This is a genomic window from Caballeronia sp. LZ043, from assembly GCF_031451075.1.
Taxonomy (GTDB): Bacteria; Pseudomonadota; Gammaproteobacteria; order Burkholderiales; family Burkholderiaceae; genus Caballeronia.
In genome coordinates this window covers 1-1558 of the sequence record NZ_JARUXT010000037.1, presented here as the reverse complement: position 1 = coordinate 1558, position 1558 = coordinate 1, and the positions used below count along the sequence as shown (strand labels likewise).

The 1558-nt window shown below is 49.9% G+C and carries 3 protein-coding genes and 1 pseudogene; 3 read left to right on the top strand and 1 reads right to left on the bottom strand.

Annotation, left to right across the window (positions count from 1 at the left end):
• A partial coding sequence (locus QCE64_RS36335) for an RHS repeat-associated core domain-containing protein (protein ID WP_310009181.1) occupies positions 1-576 on the top strand: 576 nt, incomplete at its 5' end.
• A 1-nt stretch (position 577) separates the two neighbouring features.
• Positions 578-877, top strand: coding sequence for a hypothetical protein (locus tag QCE64_RS36330; RefSeq protein ID WP_310009179.1), 300 nt, complete (start codon positions 578-580; stop codon positions 875-877).
• Between the two features lie 69 nt (positions 878-946).
• Here the strand turns inward: QCE64_RS36330 and QCE64_RS36325 are convergent, their stop codons facing one another.
• Positions 947-1117: a hypothetical protein gene (locus tag QCE64_RS36325; RefSeq protein ID WP_310009177.1), complete on the bottom strand. Its 171-nt coding sequence runs from the start codon at positions 1115-1117 to the stop codon at positions 947-949.
• 259 nt (positions 1118-1376) lie between these two features.
• On the opposite strand from QCE64_RS36325, the pseudogene QCE64_RS36320 reads away from it, so the two are divergent.
• A pseudogene (locus QCE64_RS36320) lies at positions 1377-1558 on the top strand (IS5/IS1182 family transposase); the annotation flags it as partial.

Genomic DNA, 1558 nt, shown 5'->3' with positions numbered 1-1558 from the left:
TGCGAAACGCGGAAGGTCGAGCAGGCGATTCGGTTGCAGGGGCAGTACTTCGATCATGAGTCGGGGTTGCATTACAACCGGTATCGGTACTTTGATCCCAGCACCGGCTCGTTCATCTCGCAAGATCCGATTGGACTAGCTGGAGGTATCAACCCGTATCAGTTCGCGCGGAATGTATTCGGGTGGATGGACCCGCTGGGCCTTAAATTAACAAAGTGCGAGCTTGAGAAAAAGATTAAACAGCTTCGAGACGGGAAGGCAGGAACACTCGTACATGTAAGGAATATGCAAGAGGCTGATCAATTGCTATATGCTGCATTTCCAGGATTTCAAAAAGTTAGGGGGATCGGGAGGCAGCCCATTGACAGGGAAAAGAACGGGCATAAGATTCCTAATAGAATGAATAGATTTGAGAATATAGGGTATGCTTACCATAAAGATTACGCTATTGACCCTAAGACAGGGCGTGTCTTTATGCATGGGCCAGGGAAGCCGTGGCATGAGTATCCTCATATCGATATAAATCGCGGATCAAACGGCGTAAAAGACTACGTCCATATAGCGATAGGAGGTTGAAATGAATCCCGTTGATGCGATCAAGCGCGGTAAAATGTTGAAATTTATCGATCAAATTGAGATCGATGGTGGCGAGTCGTCACTGATCAGATCATTCTTTATTTACAGTGTAGATGATCAAATTCGTCTTCGGAGGGAGGAAGTCGTGTACCCGTCTGAAAGGGATTATTTAACCGACGGTCCAAATGCAACAAGTTATGAAGTCTTCCTGGGGATGGAGGACCTGATTGAATATATGAATTCCAATCATTTAAACTTGTGCGACTTCAAGGTTGCAAAAGGCATGAAGTTCAATTTTTAATCAGAAACTCCGTAGTTTAATCAATAAAATGGGAGCCAGATATAGCTCCCGAATTCTATTGTGCGGCAATTACAAGCCGCCCATATTCCACGGCGATCTTGACCCGCTGTCCCGGTAAGAACCCGCCTGCTCGATCCACCGTCCGGCGAGCTTGAACCACGGATAGAGCGGCGGCTCTTTACGCAGATGCGCGGGCTTGATCCAGTTTCGATCAAAGCGCTGAGTCTGCTGAACGGTCACGGAGCGTTCCGTGACGGATGGGCGTGCTTTAAGATTAGCGTCAGCCACAGTCAACTCCCTCATTGAGTTGGTTGAGGTCAGCGAGCCGCTTGGGTTGCCGCCCGTGCGGCTCGCGCTTTTACTGCGTTTGCTATCTCGTCGATCCTGAAAAATCTCGAGTCCCTTACTGACGGGCTGTAAAGGGCGAAACTGGATTACCGGAATTGCAGGATACGGGCATATTAAAGCGTGCAAGCCTGCAAATTCCGATGAGGTTCGAATGGGTCCGAAAGCGCGTGTGACAGAGCGAGACTTCTTCCGCCAGCCGCTGCTTGAGCAGATCAATTTGAAGCATCCACTGGTGCGCCTGGCCGGGTTGATCGACTGGGCGCATCTCGGCACGACGATGAGTGCAAGCTTCGTGTCTGTTGCCGGACGACCCGCGACATCCCCGCGCTTGAT

Excerpts from the sequence above, each read along its gene's own strand:
- QCE64_RS36330 (WP_310009179.1), top strand. The coding sequence starts at position 578 with ATGAATCCCGTTGATGCGATCAAGCGCGGTAAAATGTTGAAATTTATC.